The following is a 25399-nucleotide window of genomic DNA, read 5'->3' as shown; positions in this document are numbered from 1 at the left end:
GCCCCGCCCGGGGCTCCAGCCGGCGCCGCGGCCCCCGGGGGCGGGGGGGGGCGGGGGCGGGGGGGGGCGGGCGGCCCCCCCCCGGGGGGGGGGGGGGGCCCCCCCCCCCCCCCGGGGGGGGGGGGGCCGCCCCTCTTCGCGTCACGGTCGACCGGGTCGGTCAGCGGTGGCCGCCGCCGTTGCCGTTGCCGTTTCCGTTACCGCCGCCGTTGCCGCCGCCGCCGCCGATGATGCCCGGCGGGAGGGTGATCCCGCCGCCGATCAGGCCGCCGGCGTTGGTGCCGCCGGGGTTGCCGCCGCCGGGGTTGGCGGGCGGCGGCGGGTTGCCACCCGCGTTGGGGTCGCCGGTGGCCGGCGGGCTGGCCGGCGCGGTGGCGTTCGGGTCGGGCTTGGGTGCCGGGTCCGGGATGTTGATGGTCGGCAGGGTCTCCATGGGAGCGCCGCGCAGGGCCTGGTTCATCGCCATCTGCCAGATCGGGCCGGGGCCGGTGGCGCCGAAGACGCCGTCGGCGCCGTAGTAGGTCTCGCCGATCTTCATGTTCTTCATCTTCACGCCGCCGGCCGGGCCGCCGAGCCAGACGGCGGTGGCGAGCTGCGGGGTGTAGCCGCTGAACCAGGCGGCCTTCTTCTCGTCGGTGGTACCGGTCTTGCCGGCGATCTGGCGTCCGCCTTCGAGCTGGAGGGAGGCGCCGGTGCCCTTCTCGGTCACGTTGAGCAGGACGGCGTTGAGGGCGTCCGCGGTGTCCTGGGAGTAGGCCTGGCTGCAGGTCGTCTGCGGGACCTTGATGTCCTTGCCGTCCACCGTGGTGATCTTGTTGATCGCGACGGGGGTGCAGTACTTGCCGCGGGCGGCGAAGGTGGCGTAGACGTTCGCCATGGTCAGCGGGGAGAGTTCCAGGGTGCCGAGGACCATCGACGGGACCTCGACGAACGGGTCACCCTTCGAGGTCTGGCTGATGCCGAGCTTGTTGGCCATCTGCTTCATCGCGCAGAGGCCGACCTTCTGCTCCATCTGCACGAAGTAGGTGTTGACCGACAGGGCCATGGCCTGCTTCAGCTCGTACGGGCCGACCTCGCTGGCCGACTCGTTGCCGACGCTGCGCTCCTTGCCCTTGGCGGTGTTCTTCCAGGTGCCCGAGCAGGTGGACATCGTGGGGTACTCGATCTTGTTCTCGGACGGGAACGGCTGGGTGGGGGACATCCCCGACTCCAGCGCCGCCGCGGCCAGGACCGGCTTGAACGTCGAACCGGTCTGGAAGCCGTTGCCGCCGCCCATCGCCGCGTCGACGTTGAGGTTGACGACGGTCTGGTTCTTGTTCGGGTCCAGGCCGTACGGGCGGGTCTGGGCCATCCCGAGGATCTTGCCGGTGCCGGGCTCCATCATGGTGGCGGCGGCCGAGACCGGGTCGGTCACCTTGACCTTGGAGGTCACCGCGTTCTGGGCGGCGGCCTGCTTGTCCGGGTCGAGGGTGGTGTAGATGTTCAGACCGCCCTGGTCCCAGAACTTCTTCCGGTCGGCGGCGTTCTTGCCGAAGACCGGGTCCTGCTTGACCACGTGCCGGACGTAGTCGCAGAAGAAGCCCATGCCGGCCTGCGCGGTGATGCAGCCGTTCTGCGGGTCCTTGAACTTCAGGCCCAGCGGGGCGGCCTTGGCCTCCTTGGCCTGGTCCGCGGTGATGTGCTTGTTCTCGAGCATCTTGTCGAGCACGACGTTGCGCCGCTTGACCGTGTTCTCGGGGAAGCGCACCGGGTCGTACTGCGAGGGGTTCTGCACCACGCCGGCGAGGGTGGCGGCCTCGGCGATCGTCAGGTCCTTGTTGTTCTTGCTGAAGTACCGCTGGGCGGCGGCCTCGACACCGTAGGCCTGGTGGCCGTAGAAGGTGATGTTGAGGTAGTTGGTGAGGATCTGGTCCTTGGTCAGGTCCTCCTCCAGCTTGATCGCGACCTTCAGCTCCTGGATCTTGCGGCCCAGGGTCTTGCGCTGGGCCTCCAGGACGGCCGCCTGGTCGTCGCCGGCCTTCTCGACGTTGACGTTCTTCACGTACTGCTGGGTCAGCGTCGAGGCGCCCTGGGAGGTGGTGCCGCTCTCCGCGTTCTTGCTGATCGCGCGGAGCACGCCCTTGAGGTCGACGGCGCCGTGCTCGTAGAAGCGGGCGTCCTCGATGTCGACCTGGGCCTGCCGCATGTACGGCGACATCTGGTCGGCGGCGAGGACGGTGCGGTCGCGCTCGTACACCTTGGCGATCAGCCCGCCCTTGGCGTCGAAGATCTGGGTCGCCTGGGAGAGCGGAGGGGTCTTGAAGTCGTCCGGGATGTTGGAGAAGCCCTCTGCGGTGTTCTTGGCGGTCAGGCCGAGCGCGCCGACGGCGGGCAGGGCCATGCCGGCCAGCAGGACTCCGGAGAGCACGCTGACCCCCAGGAACTTGACTCCGTGTCCCGCGTAAGCCAGCGGTGACTCGCGGCGTGTACCGCGCGGAGCTCCGGTGTTGCCTGGGGGCTGGGGTGCCTGGGGGCGCTTCGGTGCCATGGGAGAACCCTACGTTGCCGATTCCCGCACACCGGGGCAGGTGTTCGCCTAGGCTTGTCACAAGCTTGCGACAGCTTCGCTCTGTCAGCATCTGTCACTCTTGTGAGTGATGAGAATTGCCCGAATTGCCCTTTCTTGGGGGGTTTTTGAGGCAGCTGTCGCTGGCTGTGCACCTGTGTCCGGTAGCGCTCAGTGACGACTCGCGTGGCGAGAGTGGCGCCCGCGACCCTGGCAAGGCTTGCGACCTGCGGTCACTCCAACGAGTGAGCTGATCGATACCCATAGTCCAATCGGGTCATTCGAGATTGAGCCCGAAGGGGCTGTTGCAACCTGTCGTTCTTCCGTAACGTCCTCAACTGGCAACGGTGAATATGCCGTTGCCGCCGTGGGGGAGCCTCGATTCGGGAGAGGACGGCGCCGGCATGGGCTGGGTAGACGACTGGAGTGCGCAGGCCGCCTGCCGCACGAGTGATCCGGACGAACTGTTCGTCCAGGGGGCGGCGCAGAATCGCGCCAAGGCGGTGTGCAGCGGGTGTCCCGTCCGCACGGAATGCCTGGCCGACGCGCTGGACAATCGGGTGGAGTTCGGGGTCTGGGGTGGGATGACCGAACGCGAACGCCGGGCGCTGCTGCGCCGACGGCCGACGGTGGTCTCGTGGCGGCGGCTGCTGGAGACGGCCCGCACCGAGTACGAGACCTCGCTGGCCACCGGCGTGATACTGACGGACTACGCCCAGGCGGGCTGAACCTCCGGGCCGTCCGGCCGATGGCTTCACTCGGCGTTCGGCCTCGTTCGGCCCTGTTCGGTCGGTGGTCATTCCCGGCCCGTGGTCCTGCCCGGGCCGGTGACCGCACGGTCCCACCGGTGACCGCACGGCCGGTGACAGCCCCGCCGGGAACCGCCCGTCCGGTGACTGCGCCGTCCGGTGACTGCGCCGTCCGGTCGGTGACCGCACGGCTCAGCCGGTCGCCCCGCTGAGCCGTTCACCGATGGTGCGCAGGCCCTCCAGGTCGTGGACGTCCCCGGGGAGCGCGGCGACCTCGACGATCGGCACGTCCGGGTAGACCGAGACGAAGCGGTCGCGGGTGCGGCGCTCCCGCGCCATCACCTGCATCCGCTCGGCGTGCAGGCGCAGCAGCCCGGCCGCGAGCAGCTCGGCCTCCGGCGACGCGTGCTCCGAGCCGTTCTCCTCCAGGGCCTCGGCCGCCGCCAGCGACCGCTCCGCGGTGAGCTGCGGGACGCCCGTCCCGTGCACCCGGTTGAGTACCAGGCCGGCCAGCGGCATCCGGTCGGCGGCCAGCCGGTCCACGAAGTACGCGGCTTCGCGCAGCGCGTCCCGCTCCGGCGCGGCCACCACCAGGAACGCCGTGCCCGGCGCCTGCAGCAGCTGGTACGTCCGGTCCGCGCGTTCCCGGAAGCCGCCGAACATCGAGTCCGTCGCGCTGACGAAGGTCTGCACGTCGGTCAGCAGCTGGGCGCCGAAGATCTTGCCGAGGGTGCCGGTGAGCAGGCCCATGCCGACGTTGAGGAACTTCATCGCCGACCGGCCGCCGACCTTGGCCGGCGCGGTCAGGATGCGGATCACCTTGCCGTCGAGGAAGGACCCGAGCCGGTTCGGCGCGTCCAGGAAGTCCAGCGCGGAGCGGGACGGCGGGGTGTCGACGACGATGAGGTCCCACTCCTCGGCCGCGCGGAGCTGGCCGAGCTTCTCCATCGCCATGTACTCCTGCGTGCCCGCGAAGCCGGCCGACAGCGACTGGTAGAAGGGGTTCTCCATGATCGCCCGGGCCCGCTCGGGCTCGGCGTGGGCCAGCACGACCTCGTCGAAGGTCCGCTTCATGTCGAGCATCATGGCCTGGAGCTCGCCGTCGCCGGTGACGCCCTTGACGATCCTGGGCGTGTTGTCCAGCTCGGTCAGGCCCATCGACTGCGCCAGCCGCCGCGCCGGGTCGATGGTCAGCACGACGACCTTGCGGCCCCGCTCCGCCGCCCGCAGGCCGATCGCCGCCGCGGTGGTGGTCTTGCCGACGCCGCCCGAGCCGCAGCAGACGATGATCCTGGTCTTCGGGTTGTCGATCAGCTCGTCCACGGCGAGCCGGCTGCCGCCGCTCTGCACGTTCCCGCCGCTCTGCACGCTGTTCCGCCCGCTCGTGCTCACGCTGCCCCCTGACGCTTCAGTTCGCCCGCCAGCCGGTAGAGCCCGCCGAGGTCCACACCCTCGCCCAGCAGCGGCAGTTCGTAGGTCGGGAGCTTCAGCTGCTGGAGGTCGGCGCGCTGTTCGCGCTCCAGCTCCACCCGCTCGGCGTGCTCCCGTGCCTGGTCCAGCAGCGGGCCGAGCAGCGGTTCGACCGCGGCCCGGACGGTCTCCGGTTTGCGCGAGCGCCCGCCGAGCCCCGCCTCGACGAGGGCGAGCGCGACCTCCTCGCGGTGGTCGCCGTCGACCGCGGCCACCGCCGCCGCGTCCAGCAGCGGCGGCCGGACCATGTTCACCAGGACCCCGCCCACCGGGAGGCCGGCCTCGCGCAGCTCCTCGAAGCCGTCGACGGTCTCCTGCACCGGCATCTCCTCCAGCAGGGTGACCAGGTGCACCGCGGTCTCGGGCGACTTCAGCACCCGCATCACGGCCTGCGCCTGGGAGTGGATCGGCCCGAACCGGGCCAGCCCGGCCACTTCGGAGTTCACGTTCAGGAACCTGGTGATCCGTCCGGTCGGCGGCGCGTCCATCACCACCGCGTCGTACCGGCGGCGCCCGTCCGGGCCCTTGCGCCGGGCCGCCTCGCAGGCCTTGCCGGTCAGCAGGACGTCCCGGACGCCCGGCGCGATGGTCGTCGCGAAGTCGACGAAGCCCACCTTCTGCAGCGCCTTGCCGGCCCGGCCGAGCTTGTAGAACATGTCGAGGTACTCGAGCAGCGCCTGCTCGGTGTCGATGGCGAGCGCGTGGACCTCGCCACCGCCCGCGGTACCGCCGGGCAGTCCCAACTGGGCGGGTGAGACCGAGGCGATCCGGCGCTCCTCGTACGGCAGCGCCGCGATCCCGAACAGCTCGGCGATGCCCTGCCGGCCCTCCACCTCGATCAACAGCGTCCGGCGGCCCTCCGCTGCGAGGGCCAGCGCCAGTGCCGCGGCCAGGGTGGTCTTGCCCGTCCCGCCCTTGCCGCTGACCACGTGCAACCGCACGCCCTCCCAGTCGGGATCGCGCCGGGCCGCCTGGCCGGGGGTGCGTGCCACGCTCCGTCTCCGTCCGTCTCCGAGGGCGGCACCGCTCAGGGTGCCCTCCCGCGAGGGTAACCAGGGACCGCGCCGGATGCCGGGACTACCGGGGGGGCCAGGCCTGAATCATGCCCGGTTTGTGGGCCACCTCACACGCACGAGCGCGGGCCGCGCCGGTCGCCCGGGCGGAGCGTCTAGAGTCTGGCCATGACCAAGTGGGAATACATGACGGCACCCCTGCTCGTGCACGCCACGAAGCAGATCCTGGACAACTTCGGCTCGGACGGCTGGGAGCTCGTCCAGGTCGTACCGGGTCCGAACCCGGAGCAGCTGGTGGCCTACTTCAAGCGGGAGAAGCAGGCATGAGCAAGGTCGAGGAGAGGCTCGCCGAGCTGGGCCTGACCCTGCCGCCGGTGGCCGCCCCGGTCGCCGCCTACGTCCCGGCGCTGCGCACGGGCGAGTTCGTCTTCACCTCCGGCCAGCTGCCGATGGTGGGCGGCAAGCTGCTGAACACCGGCAAGGTCGGCGCCGAGATCACCCCGGAGGAGGCCAAGGAGCTCGCGCAGGTCTGCGCGCTCAACGGGCTGGCCGCCGTCAAGTCGGTGATCGGTGACCTGGACCTGGTCGAGCAGGTCGTCAAGGTGGTCGGCTTCGTCGCCTCCGCCCCGGACTTCACCGGCCAGCCCGGCGTGATCAACGGTACGAGCGAGCTGCTCGGCAAGGTGTTCGGCGAGGCCGGCGTGCACGCCCGGAGCGCCGTCGGCGTCACCGTGCTGCCGCTGGACGCCCCGGTCGAGGTGGAGCTCCAGGTCCGGGTCCGCGCCGGGGCCTGACCCCGCGTGTGACCGAAGGACCTCCCCGGAGCGGGGGCGGGCAGCGGATCACCCCTGTCCAACCCCGCCCCCGGGCGTTTAGCATCCGGGCATGGACCAGCGAGCAACGACGCTCCCGATGCCTCCCGGCTGGCCTGCCCGGATCCGGGCGGTCGAGTCCGGCGAGCTGAGCCCGCCCGTGCCCAAGCCGTCCGCCACCGTGGTGCTCCTCCGGGACGCGGGGCCGGACGCGTGGCCGGGCGTGGAACCGCTCGCGGATGCGGAGCCGGGTACGGACGCGGAGCGGGGCACTGCGCCGAACGCCGCCCCCGGACCCGAGGCCTACCTGCTGCGCCGCCGCACCTCGATGGCGTTCGCCGCCGGCATGTACGCCTACCCGGGCGGCGGGGTGGACCGGCGGGACGCCGAGGCGGAACTCGGCTGGGCCGGGCCCGGCCCGCAGGAGTGGGCCGAACGGCTCGGGGTGGACGCCCGCACCGCCCAGGCGGTGGTCTGCGCGGCGGTCCGCGAGACCTTCGAGGAGGCCGGCGTCCTGCTGGCGGGGCCGGACGCGGACAGCGTCGCCGAACCCCGGGACTGGAGCGCGGAACGCGCCGCCCTGGAGGCCCACGAGCTCTCCTTCGCCGACTTCCTGCGCGAGCACGGTCTGCTGCTCCGCAGCGATCTGCTGGCCGGCTGGGCCCGGTGGGTCACCCCGGCCTTCGAGGAGCGCCGGTACGACACCTGGTTCTTCGTCGCGGCCCTGCCGCCCGGCCAGCGAGCCGCCCGCGAGGTCGGCGAGGCCGACCGGGTCGCCTGGCTGACCCCGGCCGAGGCGGTCAGGGGCTACGAGGAGGGCCGGTACGGCATGCTGCCGCCGACCGTCACGGTGCTGCGCGAACTGCTGCCGGTGCGCAGCGCCGCCGAGGCGCTGGCCGTGGCCGGTGACCGTTCGCTGACCCCGGTGCTCGGTCGGGCCGAGGTGCGGGGCGACCGGCTTACGGTCCGCTGGACGGGGTACGACGAGCTGACGATCGACGGCTCCTTCCCCGTCCGTCCGGGCGGCTGAGCCCTCCGGGCCCGGACGCGGTCGAGTCCCCCGGCTCCGACGACTGCGACGACTTCAGATGACTGCGACGACCTCGACGACTTCGATGACTTCGACGAACCCGGTGAGACCGGCGAGCCGGCCGACCCAGCCGACCCGGCCGAGACCGGTGAACCGGGCGATCCCGGTGGACCCGTCGGCTCCGCCGAGCCCCCGCGGCCTCCCCGATCTCGCCGACCTCGCCGACCTCCCTGATTTCCCCGACCTCCCCGATCCCCGTGAATCCCGTGAATCCGAGTGGAAGGACCGACGCCCGATGACCCACAACGATGTGGCTCGCCGGACGGCACGCCAGGTGCCCGCCCGCAGCCTGAACCCGCGTACCCCCGCCTGTGAGGGCGGCCTCGTCCCCTTCAGCGAGCTGGCCCAGCGCGCACTCACCCGGGTCCTCCCCCTGCGCGCGCTGCATCGCGACGGCGAGGGCGGCCGGTGAGCGGACTCCTGCCGGGTGACCCCGCCGCCGCCATCGGCGGCGGGGCCACCCCCCGGGCGCTGTGCGTGCTGGCGCCGAACCCGTCGCCGATGACGCTGGACGGCACCAACACCTGGCTGCTCTCCGAGCCCGGTTCGGACCTCGCGGTGGTGATCGACCCCGGCCCGCTGCACGAGGGCCACCTGCGCAGGGTGGTCGAGACCGCCGAGCAGCAGGGCAAGCGCGTGGCGCTCACCCTGCTCACCCACGGCCACGCGGACCACTCCGAGGGCGCGGCCCGGTTCGCGGAGCTGACCGGCTCCGAGGTGCGCGCGCTGGACCCGGCGCACCGGCTCGGCTCCGAGGGCCTCACGCACGGGCAGCGCCTGGACGTCGGCGGCCTCGACCTGCGCGTGGTCGCCACCCCCGGGCACACCTCGGACTCGCTGACCTTCCACCTGCCCGCCGACGGGGCGATCCTCACCGGGGACACCGTGCTCGGCCGGGGCACCACGATGGTCGCCCACCCGGACGGCCGGCTCGGCGACTACCTCGACTCGCTGCGGCACCTGCACACCATGGCGGCCGAGCACGGGGTGGGGACCGTGCTGCCCGGCCACGGCCCGGTCCTCGCGGACGCGCTCGGCGCCGTCGACTACTACCTCGCGCACCGGGCCTCCCGGCTGGCCCAGGTGGAGACGGCGGTCGAGGCCGGCTGCCGGACGGCGGCCGAGGTGGTGGCGCGGGTCTACGCCGACGTGGACCGTGCGCTCTGGCCGGCCGCCGAGCTGTCGGTCCGGGCCCAGCTCCAGTACCTGCGGGAGCACGGGCTCATCCCGGACTGACCCGGTGCCGCGCGGCCGAGGGGCCCGGACGGCCGAGGGGCCCGTACGCCGAGCGTACGGGCCCCTCGTCGTGCAGGCTTCCGGTCGGGTCCCGGGTCCCGGGCGGCCGATCGACTAGCGCGAGCGGCGGGAGAGCCGCTCGACGTCCATCAGGACCACCGCGCGTGCCTCCAGCTTCAGCCAGCCGCGGCCGGCGAAGTCGGCGAGCGCCTTGTTGACCGTCTCGCGGGAGGCGCCGACCAACTGGGCCAGCTCCTCCTGGGTGAGGTCGTGGGCGACGTGGATGCCCTCGTCGGACTGCACGCCGAACCGGCGGGAGAGGTCCAGCAGGGCCTTGGCGACGCGCCCGGGCACGTCGGAGAAGACCAGGTCGGACATCACGTCGTTGGTCCGGCGCAGGCGGCGGGCGATGGCGCGCAGCAGTGCGATCGAGACCTCGGGGCGCGCGTGCAGCCAGGGCTGCAGGTCGCCGTGGCCGAGGCCGAGCAGCTTGACCTCGGTGAGCGCGCTCGCGGTGGCGGTGCGCGGGCCCGGGTCGAAGAGCGACAGTTCGCCGATCATCTCGCTCGGGCCGAGGACGGCGAGCATGTTCTCGCGGCCGTCCGGCGAGGCGCGGTGCAGCTTGACCTTGCCCTCGGCGACGACGTAGAGCCGGTCGCCCGGGTCGCCCTCGTGGAACAGCGACTCACCGCGGGCGAGCGTGACCTCGGTCATGGAAGCGCGCAGCTCGCCGGCCTGTTCGTCGTCGAGTGCCGCGAAGAGTGCGGCGCGCCGCAGAACGTCGTCCACGTGCTTCCTCCTTCTCGGCCGGCCGGCCGTCAAGCCGTTCGGCACAAGTTCGTACAGTGCTCTGCATCACCAAGCATGGCGCATGTCGCTCCGATCATATGAGGAGGGGGTGCGCCGAGGGGTGCTGCGCGGGGCCATTCGTACCGCCCGTACCGCCAGGTCAACCCGGCGTCAAGCCGGGGTCACCGCGGTCGCACGGGTCCCTGAGCCGTTTCCGCGCGGTTCCCCGTGCTGTCCGGCCTGCCGATTCCTGCGCCATTCACCGTGCCGTTCACCGGGCCGTTCACCGCGCCGCTCCCGCTCCGGAGGCCGCTTCCGGAGCGAGCAGGGCGTCGGCGACGGCGGTGCGGGCGTAGAGCACGGCGTGACCGGCCCGGTGCGCGCTGGTCAGCCCGGCCGCGCGCAGGCCGGTGAGGTGCTGGGAGACCCCGGCGGCGGAGAGACCGGTGCGCCGGGCCAGTTCGGTGGTGGAGGCCGGCGAGTCGAGTTCGGCGAGCAACCGGGCCCGCGAACGGCCGAGGACGGCGGCGAGCGCGTCGGAGCCGGTGCTCGGCCGGGGTTCCCACAGCGTGGCGATCCCGCGGGCCGGGTAGGCGAGCTGCGGCGGGTCGGGCGGCAGCGACCGGGTCAGCACCCGCGGCCAGGCGAACACCGACGGTACGAGCAGCAGCCCGGCACCGGCGTCCAGGCGCCGGACCGCGCAGTGCCGCTGCTCCAGCCGGAGCGCGCCGCCGTCCCAGCGGACCGTTTCGTGCAGGTCGTCGAGGACGTGGGCGGTGCCGTGCCCGACGGCCTGGCGGGCGCGGTGCAGCACGTCCGCGTCCAGCAGCGCGCGGATCCGGGCCCAGTACGGCGCCAGCGCCAGCTGCCAGTACGCCTCGATGTCGGCCGTCAGCCGGGGCAACCGGCCGGCCGGGTCGCGGTAGAGCGGTTCGAGCGGGGCCGGGAGCCGGCCGTCGTGCGCGGCGGCCAGCAGGTCCAGGTCGGCCCGCACCTGGGCAGGACCGGTGGCGGCGATCGCGGCCAGCTCGTCGGCGAGCGCCGGGGCGCTGGTGGCCGGGACGGGGTTGAGGAAGTCCGGCAGGTGGCCCTCGGGCGGGACCATCGCGGCCAGCCGCCGGTACACGGGTCCGGCGGCGGCCAGCCGGGGCCGGACCTGCCCCGCCCACTGCCGGTGCAGTGCCGGGACGGGCGTGTGGGCCAGAGCCCGGAGGCTGGTCACCACCTCCCACATCGGGGAGACGGCGAACCTGGTCCGCGCCAGGTCGTCCGTCGAGAACGCGAGCGCGGTCCGCATCGCCGCCACCTTCCGGTCCGGGCCAAGATTCGGTCTCAGCTTAATCAGTGGAGCCGACCGCACGGCGCCCGCGAGGATTCCGGTGTCGCACCACGATCCCCCGTGTGAAAGCCGGTGACCCTCATGACCTCTCCCGCCGCCGCCCCCCTGTCCGCGGTCCCCTCCCTCCCGGTCCTCCGTGAGCGGGCCGCACGCCTGCGGGCCCTCGTCGCCGACGGCGTGCTCGTCCTGCCGAACGCCTGGGACGCCGGGAGCGCCGCCGTGATCGCCTCGGTCGGGGCGGCGGCGATCGCCACCACCAGCGGCGGTGTCTCCTGGTCGCTCGGGCGCGGCGACGGCCAGCGTCTCGACCGGGCGGAGGCCGTCGAGGTGGCCCGTCGGGTCGCCGCCGCCGTCGACCTGCCGGTCACCGTCGATGCCGAGGGCGGTTACGGCCCGAAGCCCGACGACGTGGCCGAGACCGTCCGGGCGCTGGTCGGGGCCGGTGCGGCGGGCGTCAACCTGGAGGACTCGGTGGCCGTCGGCGGTCCGCTGTTCGCGGTCGCGGACCAGGCCGAGCGGCTGCGCGCGGCGCGAGCTGCGGCGGCCGGGGCGGGCCTGCCGGAGCTGGTGGTGAACGCCCGGACGGACGTCTTCCTGTTCGGGCTGGGCGGCCTCGACGACGTTCTCGTCCGCGCCGAGGCGTACGCGGAGGCCGGCGCCGACGGTCTCTTCGTGCCGGGCCTGCTGGACCTCGACGCGCTGGCCGCGCTCTGCGCGCGTTCGCCGCTGCCGGTCAACGCGATGGCCGTCGCGGGCGGGCCCACCGTCGCCGAGCTCGCCGCCACGGGGGTGCGGCGGGTCAGCGTCGGAACGAGCCTGGCCCAGTTCGCCTACACCGCCGCCCGGGCGGGCGCCGCCGAGCTGCTCGGCGCGGGCTCGCTGACCGAGCCGGCCGGCGCTCTCGGCTTCGGCGAGGTCGACGCCCTGTTCGGGCGGGGCTGAGGCTCGGGGTGCGGCTCGCCGCGGCGGGTCGCACCCGGGACCGGCCGCGCCGGCGGACCGCGCCCCGGCGGACCACGTCGGGGGACCGGGTCGGGGGGGCCGGTCAGTGAACGGGTCGTCCGGTGAGGAAGTCGAGGAGGACCCGGCGGCCGGTCTGGGAGGTGAGGCTGCCGTAGGCGTCGTCGAAGGCGTGCTCGGCGAACGGCAGCACGCGCACGGTGGTGGGGACGCCGGCCGTGCGCAGCGTGTCGCCCAGGGCCTCCACACCTCCGGGCGGGGCGCTGCGATCGCGGTCGCCGACCACGAGGAGGGTGGGCGGGAGGCCCGGGCGGACCTCCGGGGCGGGGGACACCTCGCGGTAGCGGTCGGGATACTGCGCGGGCGTGCCGCCGGTGTACAGCTCGGCGGCTGCGCGGGTGCCGGCCACGTCGCGCCGCCACATCTCGGTGACGTCGACCCCCGGGTAGAAGCCCACGACCGAGGCCGGGGGGCTGGGCGCGGCACCGCTCGTCGGCCTGATCGTCCCGTTCTGCAGACGGTAGGCGGCGTTCATGGCCAGCGTGCCCCCGGCCGACATGCCGCCCAGCGAGATCCGGTCGGGGTCGAGGCCGTACGCGTCGGTCCGGTCCTGCACCCAGCGCAGCGCGGCGACGAGGTCCTGAGGGGCCTTGTCCCAGGTGGGGCGGTCGGGCCGGGCGAGCCGGTAGTCGACGGCGAAGACGGCGACGCCGTGGTCGGCCAGCCAGCGTCCGGTGCCGCGCAGGTCGGACTTGTCGAAGGTGTGGAAGCCGCCGGAGTGGGCGAGCACGACGGCGGGAGTCCTGCCGTCGTGGCGCGGGGGGAGGTAGACGTCGGCCTTCAGCTCCTCGCCGTCGGCGGTCCCGTACGTCTCCGTGGCGTCGGGCGCGGTGTCCGGGTAGGCGAGCTGGCCGAAGACCTCGCCGAACGAGACCTCGGCGCCGGCCCGCCGGGCGTCGGCGTACTGGATCCCGCCGATGACCAGTGCGGCGGCGGTCGACAGCGCCGCGACCACGGTGACCGTCCGGCCCCAGCGCACCAGGCCGCCGCGCCGGGCGGCGGTGGCGAGCGCGGCGCCGGCCAGGCCGAGCAGGGCGACGAGGAGGGGGTACTGGCCGCCGAGCACCGGTCCGATGATCCCCGCCTTGGGGATCGCCGGCAGGTATGCCCCGAGCATGATCACCGCGACCAGGAACGTGAGCGACGAGGCGAGCAGGGCGGCGGCGACCAGGACGGCTCGCCTGAGCCGGCGGGGTGCCGCCGACAGGACGGTTCGGACGGACGGGGTCATACCGGTGCTCCTGTGCGGGGTTGCGGGGTGCGGGGTGAGGTGCCGGGGGCGCGGGATCGCGAGGCTCGGGCCGGCGGGTGCTCCCGCCGGTCCGCCGACACCTCCGAGCCTCCCCGAACCCGGCCGCACCCCGCGTCCCCCGGCGGAGCCAACCCCCGGACGTGGCTCTCGCGGGGGACGCCGCTCAGCGGCCCGCCGCGTCGCTCCCCGGTGTGACCAGCCCGTTCTCGTACGCGAAGACGGCGGCCTGGGTGCGGTCACGCAGGCTCAGCTTCCGCAGGATGCGGCCCACATGGGTCTTGACGGTCTCCTCGGCCACCACCAGCTCGCGGGCGATCTCGGCGTTGGAGAGGCCGCGGGCGATCTGGACCAGCACCTCGCGTTCGCGCTCGGTGAGCCCGTCGGTCCGTCCGCCGACCCGCTCGCGGGGCGGCCCGGTGACCTGCGCGGCGACCTGTCCGGTGACCTGCTCGCGGGGCCCGCTCCGCCGGAACCGCCGAGGCGGCGAGGCGGCGGTGGACGCCTCGGTGGACGCCCCGGTCGTCCCTGAAGGCACCCCGTCCGCCGGCCCGGCCGATGGTCCGGCCGACGGCCGGGCCGCACCACCCAGCCGGGAGAACTCGGTGATCAGCCGTCTGGTCAGGTCCGGCGAGAGCATCGCCTCGCCGCGTGCCACCACCCGGACGGCCTCGGCCAGTTCCACTCCGGACGCGTCCTTGAGGAGGAACCCGGTGGCGCCCGCCCGCAGCGCCTCGTACACGTACTCGTCGAGGTCGAAGGTGGTGAGCACCAGGATCCGCGTGGTCCCGCCCAGCAGCCCGGTGATCCGGCGGGTGGCCTCGATGCCGTCCAGGACCGGCATGCGGACGTCCATCACGATGACGTCGGGGCGCAGCTCCTCCGCGCGGGCGACGGCCTCGGCGCCGTCCCGTGCGGTGCCGACCACCTCGATGCCGGGCTGGGCCCCGAGCAGGACCGAGAAGGCCTCGCGGACCATGCCCTGGTCGTCGGCGATCAACACCCTGGTCGTCATGCCGGGCCGTCCTCGTGGGGGGTGGTGGTGGGCAGGAGGGCGGTGACCTCGTACCCGCCGTCGGAGGTCGGACCGGCGGCGAGGTCGCCCCCGAGCATCGCCGCCCGCTCGCGCATGCCGGTGAGCCCGTGACCGCTGCCGGGGGAGGGCGGTGCCTCCTGCGTCGCGGGCCCGTTGGCGACCCGCAGCCCCAGTGCCGCGGGGCGGTAGGCGAGTTCGACGACGGACTGCGCGCCGGGTGCGTGCCGCAGCGTGTTGCTCAGCGCCTCCTGGACGATCCGGTAGGCCGACAGCCCGACGCCCGGCGGCAAGGGGCGGCGCGGGCCGTCGACGACCAGACCGACCGTCAGCCCGGCGGAGCGGACGGTGTCCAGCAGCGCGTCGAGCCGTTCCAGGGAGGGCTGCGGCGCGGTGCCGCCGAACCGTTCCTCCGGACCGTCCGCACGCAGCACGCCCAGGAGGCGACGCAGCTCCGTCAGGCCGTCCAGGGCGACCGCGCGGATCGCGGCCAGTTCGGCGACCAGTTCCGGCGGCGGGTCCGCCACCCGGTACGGCGCCGCGTCCGCCTTGATCGACACGACGGACATGTGGTGGGCGACCACGTCGTGCAGTTCGCGCGCGATCCTGGCGCGTTCCTCCAGCACGGTGCGCAGCGCCCGTTCGTGCGCGGTCGCGGCGGTCTGCTCGATCAGCCGGGCCCGGTCCTCGCGGCGTCCGCGGCGGACCGCGCCGATCAGGACCGCCAGCGCGAACCACCCGCAGCCGACCGCGACCAAGGCCCACGACCCGACCGGCAGGCCGGCAAGCTTCAGCGACACGCCGCAGAGCGCGCTCACGCAGGCCGCCGTGACGGACACCGCCGGCCGGTTCCGCAGGGCGAGCAGGAGCAGCACTCCGGCCTGGACCGGCCACGTCCACAGCTCGTTGTCGTGCGTGGGCGGGTGGGCGACGGGGATGACGACGGCGAGCGCCGTCGCCAGCCACCAGGCGACCACCGGCCGGCGCAGCGCGACCACCAGGGTCCCCGCGTGCGCGACGGCCAGCAGGCGCGCGACCGGGTCCGCGCCCGTCGCGGCCAGGGCCAGGGCCCCGAGGACCACGGCGACGTGCGGGAGCCACCGCAACCGTGGCGGCCAGACCAGCGGCGGCAGCGGCTGCGGCCGGGGGGTGAGCAGATCCGCTCCTACGTGCCGCGGTGCGGGCCGGCTCACCGGCCGCACAGGCGGTGGAGCTGACGGCGGCCCGGGCGGTGGTGCGGACGGTGGTGCGGACGGCCTCGGCGGCACGGCGGTCGAAGCGCCGTCAGAGGGCACAGGCCGTCGGGCCCGGGCGGAAGGAAGGCCCTCGGGGCGGCGGTGCTGACCATGCGGGTGACGCTATCCCGTGCGCCCCCGCCCCGGCGAACGCGCCCTCCCGGGGGCCCCGCCCCGGTGAACGCGCCCTCCCGGCGGCCGGTGTGCGGCGTGCCGCCACCGGTCGTCCATCGGTCATCGCTGATCCGCCGCACGCGGCGGACCGTCCGGCGTAGCCTTCGTGCATGGCAGAGAGCAAGGTCCGGCAGGCCGGGACCAAAGCGGTCGCGAAGCCGGCGACCAAGGCGGCTGCGAAGCCGGCGGCGACGGTCAGGCCGAGGAAACCGGAGTCGCACCTGGCGATGGTGCGGCGGGCGCGGCGGATCAACCGGGAGCTGGCGAAGCTGTACCCGTACGCGCATCCGGAGCTGGATTTCGACAACCCCTTCGAGCTGCTGGTGGCCACGGTGCTGTCGGCGCAGACCACCGACCTGCGGGTGAACCAGACGACGCCCGCACTGTTCGCGAAGTACCCGTCGCCGGAGGACATGGCGGCCGCCGACCCGGCGGAGCTGGAGGAGATCATCCGGCCGACCGGCTTCTTCCGGAACAAGGCGAGGTCGCTGATCGGCCTGTCGATCGCGCTGCGGGACGAGTTCGGCGGCGAGGTCCCGGGCCGGCTGGAGGACCTGGTCACCCTTCCCGGCGTCGGTCGCAAGACCGCCAACGTCGTGCTCGGCAACGCCTTCGGGGTCCCGGGGATCACCGTGGACACCCACTTCGGGCGGTTGTCCCGACGGTTCGGGTGGACGGCGGAGGAGGACCCGGTCAAGGTCGAGGCGGTCGTCGCGGAGATCTTCCCGAAGTCCGAGTGGACCATGCTCTCGCACCGGGTGGTCTTCCACGGCCGCCGGATCTGCCACTCCCGGAAGCCCGCCTGCGGGGCCTGCCCGATCGCGCCGCTCTGCCCCGCGTACGGCGAGGGGGAGACCGATCCGGAGAAGGCGCAGAAGCTGCTCAAGTACGAGATGGGCGGCCAGCCCGGCCAGCGGCTGAGGCCGCCCGCGGACTTCCCGGGCGAGGCCGCCGCCCGCGCCGACGCCGCCGCCCACCGGGGCGAGGTCGCCGACCTGGCGGTGGCCGAGTGACCGCCGGCGCGGCCGGGATCGAGCGGGACGGCCTGCCGTCCTGGCTGGAGCCGGTCCGGGAAGCCGCGGAACGGGTGCTGCCCGAGCAGCTGAGCCGCTTCCTGCCGCCCCCCGAGGGCGGACGCGCCGCCGCCGTCCTGATGCTGTTCGGCGAGGGCGCCACCGGTCCGGACGTCCTGCTCATCGAACGGGCCCGCTCGCTGCGCTCGCACGCGGGCCAGCCGTCCTTCCCGGGCGGCGCGCTGGACCCGGAGGACGGTGACCCCGCCGGCCCCGGGCCGGTCGCGGCGGCGCTGCGGGAGGCCTGGGAGGAGACCGGACTGGATCCGGCCGGGGTGCAGGTCTTCGCGACCCTGCCGGCCCTCTACATCCCGGTCAGCCGGTTCGTGGTGACCCCGGTGCTCGGCTGGTGGCGGGAGGAGTCGCCGGTCCGGCCGGTGGACACCGCGGAGACCGGCGCGGTGTTCCGGGTGTCGATCGACGAGCTGACCGACCCGGCCAACCGGGCCAGGCTCCGCCATCCCTCGGGTCACCTGGGCCCGGCCTTCGCGGTCGCGGGGCGTCTGGTGTGGGGCTTCACCGCCGGGGTGATCGACCGGGTGCTCCACCACAGCGGCATGGAGCGGCCGTGGGACACCGCCAGGATCGTCAACCTGTCGGACGAGGCGCTGGAGCTGGTGCAGGGCGACCGGGACCGCTCCCGTGCGGTGCTCGGCCGCGACTCCGGGCCGTCGTGAGCGGGGGCGCGGCGGGTCCCGTCCCGGTGAGCGAGAGCGTGGCGGCCCGTGCGGCGGCCCGCCCGGAGGTGGCGGCCCGTGCCGCCGGCCGTGCGGGAACGGCGGGCCGGACCCTCCCGCCCGCCCGCCCGTCCGCGCGCGCGGCGCGGCATGGGAGGGTGTTCGGGTGAACGTCCTGGATGTGCTGTTGATCGCCGCCGCCGTGGGATTCGCCGTGTCGGGCTACCGGCAGGGCTTCGTGGTCGGCGTGCTGTCGGTCCTCGGCTTCCTCGGCGGCGGCCTGCTCGCCGTCCAACTGCTGCCGTTGCTGCTCGACCACCTCAGCCCCGGGACCACCGCCTCCGTGATCGCCGTGGTGGTGGTGATCGTGCTGGCGGCGATCGGCCAGGCGATCACCACCCACTTCGGCTGGAAGCTGCGCGGCCACATCGACCGCCGCCCGGCGCGGGCGCTGGACGCGGCCGGCGGGTCCGTGGTGAACGTGATCTCGATGCTGCTGGTGGCCTGGCTGATCGGCTCGGCCCTGGCCGGGACGTCCCTGCCGACCGTCTCCAAGCAGGTCCGCACCTCGGCGATCCTGAGCGGCGTGCAGGACACGCTGCCGTCCGACGCGCCCAACTGGTTCTCGGACTTCTCCAAGGTGCTCGCCCGCAACGGCTTCCCGCAGGTGTTCAACCCCTTCGAGCACGAGCCGATCACCCAGGTCGACATCCCCGACCCGGCGCTGGCCGCGAGCCCGGCGGTGGCGAAGGCGAAGCAGAGCCTGGTCAAGGTGGTCGGCACCGCCACGTCCTGCGGCAAGACGCTGGAGGGCAGCGGCTTCGTCTACGCCCCGCACCGGGTGATGACCAACGCCCACGTCGTCGGCGGGGTCGACGAGCCCACCGTGCAGATCGGCGGGGTCGGCCAGCTGTACGACGCGACGGTGGTCCGCTACGACTGGCAGCGCGACATCGCGATCCTGGACGTGCCCAAGCTCAACGCGCCGCCGCTCGGTTTCGCCGGCGAGGCGAAGACCAACGACAGCGCGATCGTGGCGGGCTTCCCCGAGAACGGCGCCTTCAACGTGCAGCCGGCCCGCATCCGCGGCCGGATCCAGGCGAACGGTCCGGACATCTACCACCGCGGCCAGGTGGTCCGGGACGTCTACTCGGTGCGGTCGCTGGTCCGCCAGGGCAACAGCGGAGGTCCGCTGCTCACGCCGGACGGCCAGGTCTTCGGGATGGTGTTCGCCAAGTCGCTGGACAGCGCGGACACCGGATACGTGCTGACCGCCGCCGAGGTGCGCGAGGACGCCGAGAAGGGCAGCACGGCCACGGCCCGGGTCGACACCCAGGGCTGCGCCCTCTGATCCGTCCGGCCGCCGGTCCGTCCCGCGGGGCCGGGCCGAGGCCTCAGGTCTCGCGTCGGAGTCTGGCGCCCACCCAGCGGGCGCGACGGCCGAGGATGCGTGGGATGCCGAGCTGCCGCTGGTCCGTGCGCTGGTGACGGTCCACGACGTCGTAGCCGAGGTCGTCCGACCAGTCGGTGCGGTGGGCGGCGGAGCGCTGCGGGCTGGTGTGGCGTCGGCCGCGCGGGGCGCCGTCGCGATCGGGCATCCAGGTCATACCGCAATGGATGCCCCTGGGCCGACGGGGGTAACCACGGGAGTTGTGCCCATCTTGGCCTATGCGTTTGTCATATGAGCACACTGTAAAGGGAGTTGGGACCTTCGACCCTGATCATCGGCCCGCTCGCGGACGAACCCGGACGGACCCGGGTGCCCCGCCCGTCACTCAGTCCTTGTGGCGGCCGATCCAGTCCAGCAGTTCCGCGGTGAACTGCTCCGGCGCCTCCTCGTGCGGGAAGTGCCCGATCCCGGGCATCAGCCGCCAGCGGTAGGGCGCGGCGACGTACTCACCGCCGCCGAGCGCGGTGTGGGACAGCAGCACCGGGTCCGCGGCGCCCTGGACGTGCAACGTCGGTGCGGTGATGGGCTTCTTCATCCGGCGGGCGAACTGGATGCCGTCCGGCCGGGCCATCGACCGCAGCAGCCACCGGTACGGCTCGATCGAGCAGTGCGCGGTGCTGGGGATCCGGATCGCCCGCCGGTACGCGGCCACCGTCGCGCGGTCCAGCTGGTTGCGGCCGGTCCAGTCGTCCAGGTAGCGGCCGACCAGTGCCGCGTCGTCGGCCACCAGACGGCGTTCCGGTATCCACGGCCGCTGGAAGCCCAGGACGTGATCGAAAGCGGCCATCTGGCGCCGGTCCGTGAGCAGGGCCCGGCGGAGGTCGCGCGGGTGTGCCGCCGAGACCACGGTGAGGCTCTGGATCACCGACGGCCGCATCACCGCCGCCACCCAGGCCAGCGTCCCGCCCGAGGCGTGGCCGACCAGGTGGGCCCGGTTCTCGCCGAGGGAGCGGATCACCCCGGTGATGTCGAGCGCGAGGTTGCCCGGGTCGTAGCCGCGCGGGGTGCGGTCGCTGCCGCCGATCCCGCGCAGGTCGAGCGCGACGGCCCGGTAGCCGGCCGCGGCGAGCGCGGTCAGCTGGTGGCGCCAGGCCCACCAGTACTCGGGCCAGCCGTGCACCAGCAGGACCAGCGGGCCCTCTCCCAGCTCGGCGATGTGGAACCGGGCACCGTTGGCGGCGAGGTCGCGGTGGGTCCAGGGCCCCGCCTGCCGGATGTCCCACGCGGAGTCGAGGGGGGCGTCGTCGGTCGTCCCGTTGACAGCGGCGCCGTCGGTGGTGCCGGAGGCGCTGTCGTGGTCGTCGTCGCCGGATGTGCCGCCGGAGCGGGCGGACGGCTGCGCGGGCACGGGCTTCTGGTCGAGCGACATACCGAGAGCGTGTCACATCCCCGTGCCGGACACGTGCCCGGCACTCGCACTCGGTGCGTCAGGCGTGCCGGGGGCTCGCCGCCCGGCGCCACGGGCCCGCGGCGTCCGCCCGTCCGCTCGTCGCCGGTCTGTCCGCCGCAGGCCCGTCGTCCGCCCGGCGGGTGCCCGCGTCCGTTCCGGCCGCCCTTTACGGGATGCGGCCCAGGGCCCGGTCGATCTCCTCCTTGGTGGCGGGACGCGGCCGGGCGTTCTTGAGCACGTCGGCGGTCTTCTGGGCGCCCTCGATGGTCCGGTGCGGCTTCTCGATCCGCTTGAACGAACGCAGCGCCAGCAGGCCGAGCAGCACGGCCAGGAGCAGGTACGCACCGGCCACGATCAGGAACGACCAGCCCAGCGAGAGGCCCAGCGCGTGGATCCCGTACGCCGCGGCGGCGCTCAGCATCGGGACGGCGGCCAGCGCCACCACACCGGCGACCACCAGCGAGACGCCGCCGGAGACACCGCGCTTGACGTCCGCGCGCAGCTCGGCCTTGGCGAGCGCGATCTCGTCGTGGACCAGGGCGGACAGGTCGGTGGTGGCCGCCGCGAACAGCTGCCCCACCGAACGCTCGCCCTCGTAGGGCGCCCGGCCGTTGCTGGACGGGTCTGCGGCTCCTGCGGGCATCAGCTGTTCTCCTCTTCGGCCGTGCGGCGTGTGACGCCGCCGCACGGTGCGGCTCCCGGGCGGTTCCGGGTGACCGGGGCGGCCCGGCGGCGTCGGTGGACTGTCGACAGTTCAGAATCATGCCCCTACCGCCCGAGCGCACACCACTCCGGGGGCCCCGCCGGAGGGACGTGTCCCGGCGGTCGGGCCGCCTCAGCGGGTCCCGTCCGGGCCCTTCTCGGTGGGGCGGGTGGGCTCCGTCCCGCCGGCCCGCTCGGCTGCACGGGCCCGTTCGGCCATGCGGGCCTGCCAGGCGGGGTCGTCGAGCTGGTAGACGTCGGGGATGCCGTCGCCGTCCAGGTCGCGGTCCTCCTCCTCGCACAGTTCCCGGTAGTGACGGTTGCGCAGTTTCAGCAGGACGGTGGCGATCAGCGCGCAGAGCAGCGAGCCCACCAGGACGGCCGCCTTGGAACGGTCGGCCAGCGCCGGGTCGTCCGGGAAGGCCAGTTCGCTGATCAGCAGTGAGACGGTGAAGCCGATGCCGGCCAGCACCGAGACCGCGAACATGTCCGCCCACTTGAGCTGCGGGTTCAGCTCGGCGCGGGTGAAGCGCGCGGCCAGCCAGGTACCGCCGAAGATGCCCACGGTCTTGCCGACCAGCAGGCCGAGGATGATGCCGAGCGGGGTGGCCTGGGTGAACACCTCGCCGAGTGCCGGCCCGGTGATCGTCACCCCGGCGGCGAACAGCGCGAACACCGGTACGGCCAGCCCCGCCGAGACCGGGCGGACGAGGTGTTCGATGTGCTCGCCGGGGGACTGCTTCTCGTCGCCCTCCCGGTGGCAGCGGAGCATCAGGCCCATCGCGACGCCCGCCACCGTGGCGTGCACGCCGCTCTCGTGCATCAGCGCCCAGTTCAGGAAGGCCAGCGGAACGAACAGGTACCAGCCGTGCACCCCGCGCCGGTGCAGGAACCAGAACAGCACCAGCCCGGCGAAGGCCAGTCCGAGCGCCCAGAACTTGATGCCGGAGCTGTAGAAGATCGCGATGATCAGGATGGCGATCAGGTCGTCCACCACGGCGAGGGTGAGCAGGAAGGCCCGCAGCGCGGACGGCAGGTGGCTGCCGACCACGGCCAGCACGCCCAGCGCGAAGGCGATGTCGGTGGCGGTCGGGATCGCCCAGCCGCCCGGGTGGCCGCCGGCGCCCGAGTTGGCGAGGGCGAAGAGGACGGCCGGCAGCGTGACGCCGCAGACCGCGGCCACCACCGGCAGCAGTGCGGCACTCGGGGTCCGCAGCTCGCCGGCGACGAACTCGCGTTTGAGTTCGATGCCGGCCACGAAGAAGAAGATCGTCAGTAGCCCGTCCTTGGCCCACGCGTCCAGCGTGAGGTCCAGGTGGAGCGGTCCGGAGGGCCCGACGGTGTAGTCGAGGACGCTCTCGTACGCGTGCGGCCAGACGTTGGCCCAGATGAGGGCGATCACCGCGGCGATCAGCAGCAGGATGCCGCCGACCGTCTCCGTCCGCAGGGCGTCGGTGATGTACGTGCGCTCGGGGAGGGACAGCCTGCCGAGGAGCTGGCGGCGTCGGGTCGTCGGCTCTTGGGCGGGCGGCTGGCTGGCCACGAGGGACCTCCTGGGGCGGGGAAACGGTGTCCGGATGCACCTGTGGTGCAGTGCCGACCAGACTTCCCGGCGCGCCCTGTGACGCGGAATCTTGATGCGTCGTTGACATTCTAGCGGGAACGGCAAGGCGACGTCCGGATTGTCATACTTCAGGACTTAGGACTGGGCGGCCTGTTCTGCACCCGTCCGAACGGAGGTGCGACACCCGAACGGAGTCTGCGGCATGCAGACGGGTGAACCGCTCCCTATCGTCGACCGCAGGCGCCGGCCCGGTTCAGCCCGGCCGGTGTCCAGCCCCGTTCCCTTCCTCCTCGGGAGGCACCACCATGCCCGGACCACCCCTCTTACGACTCCCGTCGCGGCCCTCCCACCGGAGCCCGCGGTGATGGACGGCGCCCTCCACCGCTCGCCCGGTCCCGACGCCTCGTCCGACCACCGGCCGGACGACCGGCCGGACCGCCTGCCCGGCCATCGGCCCGGCCCGGGCTCCGGTTCCGCCTCCGGTTCGGCCGCTCCCTCTGCCTCTGCCTCTGCCTCCGAGCCCGGGCCGGACCTCGACCGCCTGCTCCGCCCGCTCTTCCGGGCCGCCGCCCCGGGTGGCGGTGCCGCCGTGGTGGTGATCCGTGGGGACGAGCGGACGGTCGCCTGCCGCGGGCACGTCGACCGCTCCGTCGAACGCCCGGTTCGTGCCGACACCCGTTTCGAGCTCGGCTCGGTCACCAAGACCTTCACCGGGCTGCTGCTCGCCGAGATGGCGGCCCGCGGCGAGGTCGGCTACGACGATCCGATCGACCGTTACCTGCCCGCCGACGCCGCCCCCGGCTACCCGCACGAGCGGCCGATCACCCTGCTCCACCTGGCCACCCACACCTCGGGGCTGCCCCGGCTGCCGGACGGGCTGCTTCCCGCGGTGGCCCCGCGCTGGTTCACCCGCCCGTACGCCACCTTCGGTCCGGCCCACCTCCTCCGGGCGCTGCCCCGGACGGCGGTCCGAGGAACCCCGGGTGCGCAGGTGCGGTACTCCAACCTCGGCTGCGGCCTGCTCGGACTCCTGCTGGCCAACGCGGCCGGACAGCGGTATGACGATCTGCTCGCCGCCAGGGTCTGCGGCCCGCTGGGGCTGGTGGACACCTCCTGCGGTCCCGGCCGCGAGGAGGACGCCGGCTACCGGCGCGGTAGGCGCGTGCCGTCCTTCCGGCTGCCCGCCCTCCCGGGCGCCGCCGCGCTCCGTTCCACGGCGGACGACATGCTCCGCTACCTGCAGGCGAACCTGGCACTGGACGCCGTGCCGCTCCCCGAGCGGGCCGACGCGGCCGTGCTGCGGACGGCGCTGGGCGAGGTGCGTCGGCCGCGCACCGGCGGGCGGCGCGGCGGCCCCCGGATCTGTCTGGGCTGGAACCACCGCGCGTTGTGGTCACACCGGGGTCCGGCGGATCCCGAGGATCCTTCGGACGGGACGGACGCGGCAGAACCGGCGGGCTCGTCGCGCTCGGCGGCCCGGTCGGGTCCGGAGTCCCCGGCGGAGTCGGGCGCCGGTGCGCAGGGCATGGAGGGCGCGCTGGGCACCGAGGGCGCGCTGGGCACCGAGGGCACGATGGGCGCCGTGGGCACGATGGGCGACGAACTGGTCTACCACGCAGGGGTCACCCGGAGGTCCACCACCTTCGTCGGGTTCAGCCCGCGTGCCCAGGTCGGGATCGCGGTGATGGCCGGCGCGCTGCCGCTGCGCAGCCGGAGCCTGGTCCAGGGCGCCTACGAGACCCTGCGCACGCTGGTCGCCGAGCGCCGGGGCGGTTGACGGGCCGGCCGCCGGGGGTCACCGGTCCACCCCCGCCGTCTCCGACAACGGTGCCCCCGGGCGGTCGCAACCGCCCGGGGGCACCGTGGTCTCCGGGTCTTCCGGCGTTCTCGGCCGGTCGGCCCGGTCAGCCCTCGCTGGCCGCCGGGGGGAGCTGGGCCTGGATGAGGTTCATCACGGTGGAGTCGGCGAGGGTGGTGGTGTCGCCGATCTCGCGGCCCTCGGCGATGTCGCGCAGCAGGCGGCGCATGATCTTGCCGGAGCGGGTCTTCGGGAGCTCGCCGACGACCTTGATCTGCTTCGGCTTGGCGATCGGGCCGAGGGTGCGGCCGACGTGTGCCCGCAGCTCCTCGACCAGCTCGGGGCTGTCGGTGGCGGTGCCGCGGAGGATGACGAAGGCGACGATCGCCTGGCCGGTGGTGGCGTCGGCGGCGCCGACCACGGCGGACTCGGCCACGGAGGGGTGTCCGACCAGGGCCGACTCGACCTCGGTGGTCGAGATGTTGTGGCCGGAGACGAGCATGACGTCGTCGACCCGGCCGAGCAGCCAGATGTCGCCGTCCTCGTCCTTCTTGGCGCCGTCACCGGCGAAGTAGCGGCCCTCGAACCGCGACCAGTAGGTGTCGATGTAGCGCTGGTCGTCGCCCCAGATGGTGCGGAGCATGGACGGCCAGGGTTCGGTGAGGACGAGGTAGCCGCCGGAGCCGTTGGGGACCTCGCGGGCCTCGTCGTCGACGACGGTGGCGCCGATGCCGGGGAGCGCGCGCTGGGCGGAGCCGGGCTTGGTCTCGGTGACGCCGGGCAGTGGGCTGATCATCATGGCGCCGGTCTCGGTCTGCCACCAGGTGTCGACGATCGGGGCCTTGCCGCCGCCGATGTGCTCGCGGTACCAGATCCACGCCTCGGGGTTGATCGGCTCGCCGACGCTGCCCAGGACCCGCAGCGAGGAGAGGTCGAACTTCGCGGGGATGTCGTCGCCCCACTTCATGAACGTGCGGATCGCGGTGGGCGC

At 73.8% G+C, this 25399-nt stretch carries 24 protein-coding genes; 11 read left to right on the top strand and 13 right to left on the bottom strand.

Annotated elements, in window-relative coordinates; all coding sequences use genetic code 11:
* Positions 1-160: 160 nt before the first annotated feature.
* Entirely contained in the window at positions 161-2407 is a 2247-nt protein-coding gene (locus ABZY91_RS09220) for a transglycosylase domain-containing protein (RefSeq protein WP_355400988.1), read from the bottom strand.
* 542 nt (positions 2408-2949) lie between these two features.
* Between ABZY91_RS09220 and ABZY91_RS09215 the strand changes: the two genes are divergently transcribed.
* The gene (locus tag ABZY91_RS09215; protein ID WP_327678535.1) at positions 2950-3273 is read left to right on the top strand and encodes a WhiB family transcriptional regulator; all 324 of its coding nucleotides are present in this window, start codon (positions 2950-2952) and stop codon (positions 3271-3273) included.
* A gap of 213 nt (positions 3274-3486) precedes the next feature.
* Here ABZY91_RS09215 and ABZY91_RS09210 read toward each other — a convergent pair whose 3' ends face one another.
* The gene (locus ABZY91_RS09210) at positions 3487-4662 is read right to left on the bottom strand and encodes an ArsA family ATPase (RefSeq protein WP_329879061.1); all 1176 of its coding nucleotides are present in this window, start codon (positions 4660-4662) and stop codon (positions 3487-3489) included.
* Positions 4663-4682: 20 nt separating this feature from the next.
* The gene (locus ABZY91_RS09205) at positions 4683-5756 is read right to left on the bottom strand and encodes an ArsA-related P-loop ATPase (protein WP_329879041.1); all 1074 of its coding nucleotides are present in this window, start codon (positions 5754-5756) and stop codon (positions 4683-4685) included.
* Positions 5757-5945: 189 nt separating this feature from the next.
* On the opposite strand from ABZY91_RS09205, the gene ABZY91_RS09200 reads away from it, so the two are divergent.
* The 5 genes from ABZY91_RS09200 (at position 5946) to ABZY91_RS09180 (ending at position 8915) form a co-directional block, all read left to right on the top strand.
* Positions 5946-6104 carry a hypothetical protein gene (locus ABZY91_RS09200; RefSeq protein WP_329879042.1) on the top strand — a complete coding sequence of 53 codons (159 nt, stop codon included), beginning with the start codon at positions 5946-5948 and terminating at the stop codon, positions 6102-6104.
* Positions 6101-6571: a RidA family protein gene (locus ABZY91_RS09195; RefSeq protein ID WP_329879043.1), complete on the top strand. Its 471-nt coding sequence runs from the start codon at positions 6101-6103 to the stop codon at positions 6569-6571. The genes ABZY91_RS09200 and ABZY91_RS09195 overlap by 4 nt, the downstream gene beginning before the upstream one ends.
* Positions 6572-6662: 91 nt before the next feature.
* Positions 6663-7619, top strand: a complete 957-nt coding sequence (locus tag ABZY91_RS09190) for an NUDIX hydrolase (protein ID WP_355400985.1) — start codon at positions 6663-6665, stop codon at positions 7617-7619.
* Between the two features lie 295 nt (positions 7620-7914).
* Positions 7915-8091 carry a hypothetical protein gene (locus ABZY91_RS09185; protein WP_329879045.1) on the top strand — a complete coding sequence of 59 codons (177 nt, stop codon included), beginning with the start codon at positions 7915-7917 and terminating at the stop codon, positions 8089-8091.
* Complete coding sequence (locus tag ABZY91_RS09180) at positions 8088-8915, top strand: MBL fold metallo-hydrolase (RefSeq protein ID WP_355400982.1); 828 nt, start codon at positions 8088-8090, stop codon at positions 8913-8915. Before ABZY91_RS09185 ends, ABZY91_RS09180 begins: the two co-directional genes overlap by 4 nt.
* 114 nt (positions 8916-9029) lie before the next feature.
* On the opposite strand, the gene ABZY91_RS09175 is transcribed toward ABZY91_RS09180, so the two are convergent.
* On the bottom strand, positions 9030-9704 hold the full coding sequence (locus ABZY91_RS09175) for a Crp/Fnr family transcriptional regulator (RefSeq protein ID WP_030392646.1): 675 nt from the start codon (positions 9702-9704) through the stop codon (positions 9030-9032).
* Positions 9705-9987: 283 nt separating this feature from the next.
* Complete coding sequence (locus ABZY91_RS09170; RefSeq protein ID WP_355400980.1) at positions 9988-11001, bottom strand: DUF5937 family protein; 1014 nt, start codon at positions 10999-11001, stop codon at positions 9988-9990.
* Positions 11002-11124: 123 nt separating this feature from the next.
* Here ABZY91_RS09170 and ABZY91_RS09165 point away from each other — a divergent pair, with 123 nt between their 5' ends.
* Positions 11125-11985 (top strand): isocitrate lyase/phosphoenolpyruvate mutase family protein, encoded by an 861-nt coding sequence (locus ABZY91_RS09165; protein WP_355400978.1) that lies wholly within the window; start codon positions 11125-11127, stop codon positions 11983-11985.
* Positions 11986-12088: 103 nt separating this feature from the next.
* On the opposite strand, the gene ABZY91_RS09160 is transcribed toward ABZY91_RS09165, so the two are convergent.
* The 3 genes from ABZY91_RS09160 to ABZY91_RS09150 form a co-directional block, all read right to left on the bottom strand.
* On the bottom strand, positions 12089-13294 hold the full coding sequence (locus ABZY91_RS09160; RefSeq protein WP_355400976.1) for an alpha/beta hydrolase: 1206 nt from the start codon (positions 13292-13294) through the stop codon (positions 12089-12091).
* 184 nt (positions 13295-13478) lie between these two features.
* Positions 13479-14327 (bottom strand): response regulator transcription factor, encoded by an 849-nt coding sequence (locus ABZY91_RS09155; protein WP_355400974.1) that lies wholly within the window; start codon positions 14325-14327, stop codon positions 13479-13481.
* Positions 14324-15538, bottom strand: a complete 1215-nt coding sequence (locus ABZY91_RS09150) for a histidine kinase (RefSeq protein ID WP_355400972.1) — start codon at positions 15536-15538, stop codon at positions 14324-14326. Before ABZY91_RS09150 ends, ABZY91_RS09155 begins: the two co-directional genes overlap by 4 nt.
* A gap of 326 nt (positions 15539-15864) precedes the next feature.
* Here ABZY91_RS09150 and nth point away from each other — a divergent pair, with 326 nt between their 5' ends.
* The 3 genes from nth to ABZY91_RS09135 all read left to right on the top strand — a co-directional run bounded on the left by nth (position 15865) and on the right by ABZY91_RS09135 (position 18855).
* Positions 15865-16767 carry an endonuclease III gene (gene nth, locus ABZY91_RS09145; RefSeq protein ID WP_355400970.1) on the top strand — a complete coding sequence of 301 codons (903 nt, stop codon included), beginning with the start codon at positions 15865-15867 and terminating at the stop codon, positions 16765-16767.
* Positions 16764-17504: a CoA pyrophosphatase gene (locus ABZY91_RS09140; RefSeq protein WP_329947854.1), complete on the top strand. Its 741-nt coding sequence runs from the start codon at positions 16764-16766 to the stop codon at positions 17502-17504. Before nth ends, ABZY91_RS09140 begins: the two co-directional genes overlap by 4 nt.
* A gap of 166 nt (positions 17505-17670) precedes the next feature.
* Positions 17671-18855 (top strand): MarP family serine protease, encoded by a 1185-nt coding sequence (locus ABZY91_RS09135; protein ID WP_329879054.1) that lies wholly within the window; start codon positions 17671-17673, stop codon positions 18853-18855.
* Positions 18856-18898: 43 nt separating this feature from the next.
* Here the strand turns inward: ABZY91_RS09135 and ABZY91_RS09130 are convergent, their stop codons facing one another.
* The 4 genes from ABZY91_RS09130 to nhaA form a co-directional block, all read right to left on the bottom strand.
* The gene (locus ABZY91_RS09130; RefSeq protein WP_329879055.1) at positions 18899-19111 is read right to left on the bottom strand and encodes a hypothetical protein; all 213 of its coding nucleotides are present in this window, start codon (positions 19109-19111) and stop codon (positions 18899-18901) included.
* 168 nt (positions 19112-19279) lie between these two features.
* The gene (locus ABZY91_RS09125; protein ID WP_355400967.1) at positions 19280-20323 is read right to left on the bottom strand and encodes an alpha/beta hydrolase; all 1044 of its coding nucleotides are present in this window, start codon (positions 20321-20323) and stop codon (positions 19280-19282) included.
* A 187-nt stretch (positions 20324-20510) separates the two neighbouring features.
* The gene (locus ABZY91_RS09120) at positions 20511-20987 is read right to left on the bottom strand and encodes a phage holin family protein (RefSeq protein WP_329879057.1); all 477 of its coding nucleotides are present in this window, start codon (positions 20985-20987) and stop codon (positions 20511-20513) included.
* Positions 20988-21179: 192 nt separating this feature from the next.
* A complete protein-coding gene (nhaA, locus tag ABZY91_RS09115) occupies positions 21180-22589 on the bottom strand; it encodes a Na+/H+ antiporter NhaA (protein ID WP_355400965.1) in 1410 nt (469 codons plus the stop codon).
* 385 nt (positions 22590-22974) lie between these two features.
* Here nhaA and ABZY91_RS09110 point away from each other — a divergent pair, with 385 nt between their 5' ends.
* Positions 22975-24387, top strand: a complete 1413-nt coding sequence (locus ABZY91_RS09110) for a serine hydrolase domain-containing protein (protein ID WP_355400963.1) — start codon at positions 22975-22977, stop codon at positions 24385-24387.
* 127 nt (positions 24388-24514) lie between these two features.
* Here ABZY91_RS09110 and ABZY91_RS09105 read toward each other — a convergent pair.
* Positions 24515-25399, bottom strand: an 885-nt coding sequence (locus tag ABZY91_RS09105) for an AMP-binding protein (protein ID WP_355400961.1), incomplete at its 5' end; no start/stop codon positions are given.

It is taken from the genome of Kitasatospora sp. NPDC002965 (assembly GCF_040611255.1).
Taxonomy (GTDB): Bacteria; Actinomycetota; Actinomycetes; order Streptomycetales; family Streptomycetaceae; genus Kitasatospora.
Note: the sequence above shows the minus strand (reverse complement) of the source record. Positions and strands in the feature narration are given on the sequence as shown.

What these genes read in the sequence shown, in the direction of transcription:
- ABZY91_RS09215 (WP_327678535.1), top strand. Translation starts at nt 2,950, where the DNA reads ATGGGCTGGGTAGACGACTGGAGTGCGCAGGCCGCCTGCCGCACGAGT.
- ABZY91_RS09200 (WP_329879042.1), top strand. Translation starts at nt 5,946, where the DNA reads ATGACCAAGTGGGAATACATGACGGCACCCCTGCTCGTGCACGCCACG.
- ABZY91_RS09195 (WP_329879043.1), top strand. Translation starts at nt 6,101, where the DNA reads ATGAGCAAGGTCGAGGAGAGGCTCGCCGAGCTGGGCCTGACCCTGCCG.
- ABZY91_RS09190 (WP_355400985.1), top strand. Translation starts at nt 6,663, where the DNA reads ATGGACCAGCGAGCAACGACGCTCCCGATGCCTCCCGGCTGGCCTGCC.
- ABZY91_RS09185 (WP_329879045.1), top strand. Translation starts at nt 7,915, where the DNA reads ATGACCCACAACGATGTGGCTCGCCGGACGGCACGCCAGGTGCCCGCC.
- ABZY91_RS09170 (WP_355400980.1), bottom strand. Translation starts at nt 11,001, where the DNA reads ATGCGGACCGCGCTCGCGTTCTCGACGGACGACCTGGCGCGGACCAGG.
- ABZY91_RS09165 (WP_355400978.1), top strand. Translation starts at nt 11,125, where the DNA reads ATGACCTCTCCCGCCGCCGCCCCCCTGTCCGCGGTCCCCTCCCTCCCG.
- ABZY91_RS09160 (WP_355400976.1), bottom strand. Translation starts at nt 13,294, where the DNA reads ATGACCCCGTCCGTCCGAACCGTCCTGTCGGCGGCACCCCGCCGGCTC.
- ABZY91_RS09155 (WP_355400974.1), bottom strand. Translation starts at nt 14,327, where the DNA reads ATGACGACCAGGGTGTTGATCGCCGACGACCAGGGCATGGTCCGCGAG.
- nth (WP_355400970.1), top strand. Translation starts at nt 15,865, where the DNA reads ATGGCAGAGAGCAAGGTCCGGCAGGCCGGGACCAAAGCGGTCGCGAAG.
- ABZY91_RS09130 (WP_329879055.1), bottom strand. Translation starts at nt 19,111, where the DNA reads ATGACCTGGATGCCCGATCGCGACGGCGCCCCGCGCGGCCGACGCCAC.
- ABZY91_RS09125 (WP_355400967.1), bottom strand. Translation starts at nt 20,323, where the DNA reads ATGTCGCTCGACCAGAAGCCCGTGCCCGCGCAGCCGTCCGCCCGCTCC.
- ABZY91_RS09120 (WP_329879057.1), bottom strand. Translation starts at nt 20,987, where the DNA reads ATGCCCGCAGGAGCCGCAGACCCGTCCAGCAACGGCCGGGCGCCCTAC.
- ABZY91_RS09110 (WP_355400963.1), top strand. Translation starts at nt 22,975, where the DNA reads ATGGACGGCGCCCTCCACCGCTCGCCCGGTCCCGACGCCTCGTCCGAC.